This window comes from Fodinibius sp. (genome assembly GCF_041642155.1).
Classification (GTDB): domain Bacteria; phylum Bacteroidota; class Rhodothermia; order Balneolales; family Balneolaceae; genus Fodinibius.
The window spans coordinates 1-7,552 of record NZ_JBEPWZ010000136.1 but is presented as its reverse complement, the minus strand read 5'-3'; the positions used below and the strand labels follow the sequence as shown (position 1 = coordinate 7,552).

The following is a 7,552-nucleotide window of genomic DNA, read 5'->3' as shown; positions in this document are numbered from 1 at the left end:
AACAGCTGCTGGAGTGCCTGATGAATTTTACCGAGGGCGATAACAAGATTACCAATCTCTCCAGTGCCCAGCGCCTGCAGCCGGGTACCGGCTGGGATGTCCCCCCCGGACTGCTTCACGCTCCGGGCAGTCTCTGCACCTACGAGCCGCAGAAAGCCTCCGACGTTTTTGCCATGTACCAGTCGCTGGTGGGAGATGCCATTGTCCCGGAGGAGCTGCTCTGGAAAGATACGCCCGAAGACCGGGTGGGCGATTATGATTTTCTGATAGAAGTACTGGACTGGGAGCTGAATGTGGATGGGAACCTGCAGGAAAAATGTTTCATGGAGCCGGTGCCCGTGGAGCCGGTAGAGCAGATGAAAGCCGAAGGCTACATCGAAAAATGGATCTGTTATAAATCGGAGGCTTTCAGTGCGAAAGAACTGACGGTTTTGCCGGGACAATCCGTGACGATCAAAGACGCAGCGGCCTATGGCATGATCATGATGCAGGGATACGGTACCATGGGCGAGTGGAAGGTTGAAACGCCCTCGCTGATTCGTTTCGGTCAGCTTACCCACGATGAATATTTTGTGAGTGAACAGGCCGCCTTGGAAGGAGTGGAGATTGTCAACCACTCCGCGTCCGACCCCATTGTGATGCTGAAGCACTTTGGGCCGGGGAATCCCGATCTTAATCTTTAATCGTGTATTATGCAGCTGAGAACTTATGCACGTTTTTTTTATCCCTCTCCGCCTTTTTGGGAGGGTCCCACGTGACAAACGGCAGCGGCTACGTAAGCTAACCACCGGAGAGGCAGATGCTATTGTAGGATGTTTATTACAGCGATTTTTTACTTTGTTTTAAACCGTTAATCGGATACTATCTTATACAGCATTACCAGACCGCAACCAACGAAATAGTCAACTAATATACCCATGAAACATTTTTTCTTAACCGTATTCGGAACGCTATTTATTCTTACGTCCCCGCTGCATGCCCAGTTTCCGGAACCCCCGGAAGATGAGGATGCGGGATTCGAACAAATTTTAACCCGGGAAACCTTTGACAACTGGGAGGGAGACCGCGACTACTGGCGCTTTGAAGACGGGAAGCTGATCGGGGAAGTGACGCAAGGCAACCTGCTGGATGTAAATACCTTTTTCATATGGAAGGAAAAGGTGGATGATTTTGAGCTGAAAGTAGAGTACCGGGTATCGGCGGAAGGGAACAGCGGCATCAATTACCGGAGCGAGAAGGTAGACGGCATACCGCATGCGTTAAAAGGCTACCAGGCCGATGCCGATGGCCCGAATCAGTGGAGCGGTCAGCTGTATGAGGAGCGGGGACGCGAATTCCTGGCGTTGCGGGGACAGATAACGCATGTGGGCGAAGATGACAAACCCAGGGAGATCGGTTCCGTTGGAGAAGAAGAGGAACTCGCAGCGGTTGTTAACGACGGCTGGAATGAGTACCATCTGATTGTTCGCGGTAAGACGCTCATCCATATGCTTAACGGACAGGTCATGAGCGTCGCCATAGATGATGGCAATAGCAGAGCCATGGAAGGATGGTTGGGCGTACAGATTCATCAGGGTCCTCCCATGAAAGTGGAGTTTCGAAATTTCCGGTTTAGAGAATTTTAGAGACAGATTATCGATGCCTTGTGCAGCTGGCGAAGCAAGAAAGAGTATCAGCATAATCGGGAGAGTCCCTCCCCTCGAATGCGCCTGGGACAGGCAAGCGGGAAGGGGCTGCAATCTACCTGAAATTTAAATAATCCGGGATAAGAAGTCCGCTGCCGGGCAGAAAAACAGGGCAGGAAATAATATGCCAGGGACTATTGAAAACGCAGTCACAGGAGTTAATTAAACAATGCAACTGAATGTTAAATGAATACAAAAAGAATGAACACAGATAAAACTCAAATGGGAACGGGTCCCTTTTTCATAGTGCTAATGGTATCCATGCTTATGGTTGCCTACGAATTTTCCGTTCCCGCAGAAGCGACGTTGGTGCCTGTCGGCACGAGTAATTTGCCTGTGAGCCTGGATACAACCGAAGAGAATCAAGATACCACCGATGAGATTCAAACGCTCCCGGGCTTTGAGGCCCAGCTGATTTATGAGGTGCCCCGGGAAGAGCAGGGTTCCTGGGTGGGATTGACGGTTGATCCCGAGGGACGTCTGATTGTCTCGGATCAGCAGGAAAAGGGGATGTACCGCATAACGGTGGGGGATAGTCTGGAAAAGCCGGAGGTGGACGTGGAAAAAATAATCATGCCTGCCTCGGGCGCCCAGGGTCTGGAGTGGGCGTTTGACCACCTGTATGCCAACGTAAGCGGCAAAGGGATTTTCCGGTTGAGAGACACCCAGAACAACGACCAGTATAATATTCTAGAGTATCTCGGGGGACCGCAGGGCCGGGGTGAACATGGCAATCACGCTATTTTCCTTACGGAGAATCAGGAAGAGCTGTATGTGGTGAACGGGAACCATACCCTTCCTCCCGATTTTACCTCCAGCCGCATAACAAACTGGGAGGAGGATATTCTGCTGCCGCGACAGTGGGATGCGCGGGGACATGCCCGCGGTATTATGGCGCCGGGCGGGTATATTGCTCGAATCAATCCCGATGCCAGCCAGTGGGAGATGATAAGCATCGGTTATCGCAATACCTATGATGCGGCCATGAACCAGGACGGGGAGCTGTTTACCTACGATTCCGACATGGAATGGGATATGGGCATGCCCTGGTATCGCCCTACAAGAATCCTGCATGCGGTTAGCGGCAGCGACTACGGCTGGCGCAGCGGAAGCGGAAAATGGAAGCAGTATTTTGAGGACAGCTTGCCGCCGGTATTTAATGTAGGTCCGGGTTCGCCCACCGGCGTACTGTTTGGAACGAGAGCCGAATTTCCGGCGCGCTACCAGCGGGCGTTATTCGGGCTCGACTGGACGTTTGGAACAATGTATGCCTTTCACCTGACACCTGAGGGGGCCAGCTACACGGCCGAAGCCGAAGAGTTTCTGTCCGGCAGTCCCCTGCCCCTGACCGATGCCGTTATCGGTCAGGACGGGGCGATGTACTTTCTGACGGGGGGAAGGGATAAGGAGTCGAAGCTTTACCGGGTCGTTTATACAGGAGATGAATCCACGGTGGAAGCGGAGCCGGTCGATGACCCGGAAGCGGAGGCGGCGCGTGCAGAGCGTCATAAACTGGAGGCGTTTCACGGGCGGCAGGATCCCAAAGCCGTAGAGGCGGCCTGGCCGTACCTGGATGATGACGATCGGTTTCTGCGTCACGCCGCCCGCGTGGCCCTTGAGGCACAGCCCGCGGACTCATGGGCCGAGAAAATATTCGACGAGGAAAACTCCCAGGCCAAGATAACAGGCGTCGTGGCTCTTGCAAGAGCCGGGGCGGAAGAGTATCGGGACGAGGCCGTCAATGCCCTGCTTGATCTGGACCTGGTAAGCCTGCCGCCGGACCAGAAACTGGGGTACCTGAGGGCGATGTCGCTTATCTTTATGCGTCTCGGTGATCCCGGTGAAGACCTCCGTCCCCGGATTACGGATACCCTGCAGCAGTTGCTGCCCTATAAGGATGACCGGGTGAATGTTGAACTGGTGCGGCTGCTTGTTTATCTGGAAGATGCCCGCGTGATCGATAAGGCGCTGGCGTTGATGCAGGAAGAGGAATCCCCGGAGACGCCGGACTGGGGCGGCCTTCTGGCGCGAAATGAAAATTATGGCGGCACCATCCAGGATATGATTGACAATCCTCCTCCCACGGACAAGCTCGAATACGCGTTCATGCTGCGGAATATGAGCGACGGGTGGACCATCGATCAGCGGCGCGCATATTTTTCTTTTATCAATAATGCCGCCGACGCCATGGGGGGAGCCAGTTATACCGGATTCCTGGAACGCGTGCGGGATGAGGCCCTGGTGAATGCCTCCGAAGAGGAGCGGGAAGCGGTGGAAGATCTTACCGCCCAGAGCCTGGCCCAGGAACCATCCTTTGAGATTACCGCTCCTGATGGCCCGGGCCGCGACTGGACCGTGGAGGAAGCCGTGGAGGAGGTGGAAGGCCATCTTGAGGATCGGAGTTTTGAACAGGGACGCAACGCCTTTTTTGCGACAAGCTGCGCCACCTGTCACCAGTTCGATGGCTACGGGGGCGCTATCGGCCCGGATCTTACCACTGTGGGCAGTAATTTGTCCACACAGGGACTGCTGGAGGATATTATCACCCCCAGCGCGGTGATCTCAAGCCAGTACAACAGTTCGGTGGTCGAACTGGAAGACGGGGATACGGTGTCGGGACTGGTGGTAGAGGAGGAAGAGTATGTGAAGGTATATCCCCGGGATCCCGAGGCGGCGCCCGCGATCATTCCCCGGGATGAGGTTGTTTCGGTTGAACCGTCGGAGGTATCCCAGATGCCTCCGGGCTTGGTTAATACCCTCAGTGCGGAGGAATTGCGGGATCTGGTGGCCTACCTGAAATCAGGCGGCGACCAGGAAGATGAGATGTTCGAGCAAACGGAGGGGGAAGAGGAAGAGTAAAAGGAAAAGAAAAAGCCAGTAGGTTAGCGCATCGTTTGCCTTGTCCCCTGAAGCCTCTGTCTGCTATCCATTGACTCAATATGAGGTGGATCAGGCAGGGGTTTTTTATTGGGAGGTCGCAATCTATTGGAAATAAAAAGAAGCTTTTGCTTATGCCGGGCCTCCTGTTACAAATCTTGCGGATTAAGGGTCTGATGCAAAAAATATAGAATATCACCTATGTACTAGGGAAAAAATGCTAACCCGCTGGTTGGCAAATACGTGGCACCGCAAGGTTGGCAAATTCTTCTAATAATGATTTGAAAAATACGGCCAGAGAGTTTCTTACTCCTCTTTGAAGAATATTGGAATTTATTCCTGGTAAATCCGGCATATTCAGCCTCCCGGGAAAAAATAAGGTTATGCCCAAAGAAAAAAAGAGTAGATGTAAACAATTGGTGTCTCTTATGATATGGAAGTTAAAATGCACAACAGCAGCTGTCAACAGCAGCTGTAAAACGAAGGGTTCTGTCGGGATCTATCAAAAGTACCAATCTTGGCATTTTGCGCGAAGCATTATCAAAAATATTAAACGAACCTGTGGTACAGCAATCCGATAGTTTAATTATAATCGGCCTTAGGGAATAGTAAAGAATCACAATACAAGAAAAAGCAAAGGGAAAACGGGCTTATGAAACGACGACGATATGTATGGCGGATGTTGGCTGCAATAATTATAGTGCAGGTAGCATTTATTGGTGAAACAAATGGGCAAAGCACCGAACATACTCTGTTTGCCAGTTCGGAATTGGACAAAAAGGGAGCGACAGTATCTCTTGAACACTTGCTACAGCAAGAGACCGTAACCGGAACCGTTACGGATGCCCAGGATGGGACGCCCCTGCCGGGCGTGAATGTGATGGTTAAAGGAACCACTACGGGTACTTCCACAGACAGCGAGGGTGCTTTTGAGATGACTGTACCTTCCCTGCAGGATACATTGATATTTTCGTTTATTGGTTATCAGACTCAGGAGGTGCTGTTGCAGGGACGCTCAACAATTGATGTAAGCTTACAAATAGAAGCAATTGCTGGTGAAGAATTAGTAGTAATGGGATATGGATCCCAAAGAAAAGCAGATATAACGTCTGCTGTTGCAGAGGTGGATATGGAAAGCCTCGGAGATCGCTCGGTCTCAAATTTAACTAACCTCATGCAGGGACAAGCTCCGGGATTGGTGGCGAAGCAAACGTCAGGTACGCCCGGTGAGGAATTACAGGTGAATATACGGGGGATAAGCTCACTCGGTGCAGGCAGCGAACCGCTCTTCGTGGTTGATGGTTTTCCTGTAGGGACTTCAGCAGGTCAAAATATAGATCCGTCTAACATTGAAAGTATATCTGTATTAAAAGACGCCTCATCTACCGCCATTTATGGTGCAAGAGGATCGAATGGCGTAATATTAATTACGACCAAGTCTGCTGACCAGAATGAGGTAGATATTTCTTTTAATGCAACTTCAGGCGTTCAGAATATACCAAACTCAAGAAGAACGGAAATGATGGGCGGAGTTGAATTCGCACGTTTAAAAAAAGAGGCCTATATGGATCAAATCCGTTATTTTGAGAATCGAGAGCCGAGTATTGATGAGGTGCCGGAGAATTATCGTTATCCGGAAGAAACTCAGTATTCTACGAACTGGTTGGATCATATTTTGAATCAAAATGCATCTTTTCAGAAGTATAATATGTCGGTTGGAGCAGGGGGGGGACCCGTAAGATCTTTTGTATCTGTCGGGTATTTAAATCAAAAGGGAGCTGTCATAGAGACTGGGTTCGAACGGTTTAATGTGCGGGCGAATATTACCGGTGATCTCCATGATAATATTACCATGGGATGGAATCTGGCAGGATCTTTTTCAAGAGAGCAGTATGCCCCTACTACCGGGCGGGATGCGATTATTGGTTCTGCATTGTGGGCAGATCCCAGAGAACCCGTCTATAATGAAGATGGAAGCTATAATGCTTACATAGGTGGCCGTGATGGGGTCTTTGGTATTGCCAACCCGGTAATGGATCTGACTGAGATGGATAGAAATCGCAACACCGGCAATTTAATGACCAACGGATACCTGGAATTTAAAATTTTGGAGAATTTGGAATTCAAGTCGTCGATAAATGCCAGTATCGAGAATCGAAGCCAAAAGGAATTTCGTCCATCTTATTTGGCAGGCAGAGGGTTTAATAATCCGCCTCCGAGAGAATCGTATCTAAATGAATGGGATACGGAGGTCTATAACTATGCTACTGATCAGCTTTTAACCTACACTATGAATCTGGGAAATCATGATTTGACCCTGATGGGCGGCTTTTCTGCACAGGAAGAAACGGTGCAGGGGCTTTCAGCTTCAGGAGATGAATTTCCAAATGACATTGTACGGTTTCTGGATGCTGCTACAAGGAAAGAAGCAGGTTCAACAGAAACCACCTGGAGCTTACTGGCTTATTTTGCACGGCTAAATTACAATTTACATGACAAGTATCTTTTATCTGCAACATTCCGTCGCGAAGGAAGTTCGAGATTTGGTTCTAACAATAAATGGGGATATTTCCCTGCTGTTTCTCTGGGTTGGAGGCTTTCTGAAGAAGCTTTTATGTCTGATTATGAATGGTTGTCGGATTTAAAATTACGAGGAAGCTGGGGGGTGACCGGCAACAACAGTATCGGAAACTATCGGAGTTTGTCTACTATGAATCAGGCAAACTATATACTGGGTGGTGAGTTCGTAAACGGGCAGATTTTAAGTTCTTTTGCCAATGCAAATTTGGGATGGGAGCAATCTAACCAGATAAATATTGGAATGGATTTAGCTCTTTTGAATAATCGACTGAATTTTACGGCTGAGGCTTACCGTAAGATTACCAATGATATGCTGCTGCCCACCGAAATCCCCGTAGTCGCTGGTTTCCAAACTACCTTTACCAATATTGGAGAAGTTGAAAATAAAGGTCTGGAATTTTCTCTTGGTT

3 protein-coding genes and 1 pseudogene are annotated in these 7,552 nt (G+C 49.8%); all 4 read left to right on the top strand.

Going from position 1 to position 7,552, the window contains the following annotated elements; all coding sequences use genetic code 11:
• A pseudogene (locus tag ACESLU_RS09030) lies at positions 1-683 on the top strand (hypothetical protein); the annotation flags it as partial.
• A gap of 234 nt (positions 684-917) precedes the next feature.
• Positions 918-1,625 (top strand): DUF1080 domain-containing protein, encoded by a 708-nt coding sequence (locus tag ACESLU_RS09025; RefSeq protein ID WP_372638161.1) that lies wholly within the window; start codon positions 918-920, stop codon positions 1,623-1,625.
• 261 nt (positions 1,626-1,886) lie between these two features.
• On the top strand, positions 1,887-4,544 hold the full coding sequence (locus tag ACESLU_RS09020) for a c-type cytochrome (RefSeq protein ID WP_372638158.1): 2,658 nt from the start codon (positions 1,887-1,889) through the stop codon (positions 4,542-4,544).
• Positions 4,545-5,214: 670 nt separating this feature from the next.
• On the top strand, positions 5,215-7,552 hold a 2,338-nt coding region (locus ACESLU_RS09015; protein WP_372638155.1), incomplete at its 3' end, for a SusC/RagA family TonB-linked outer membrane protein.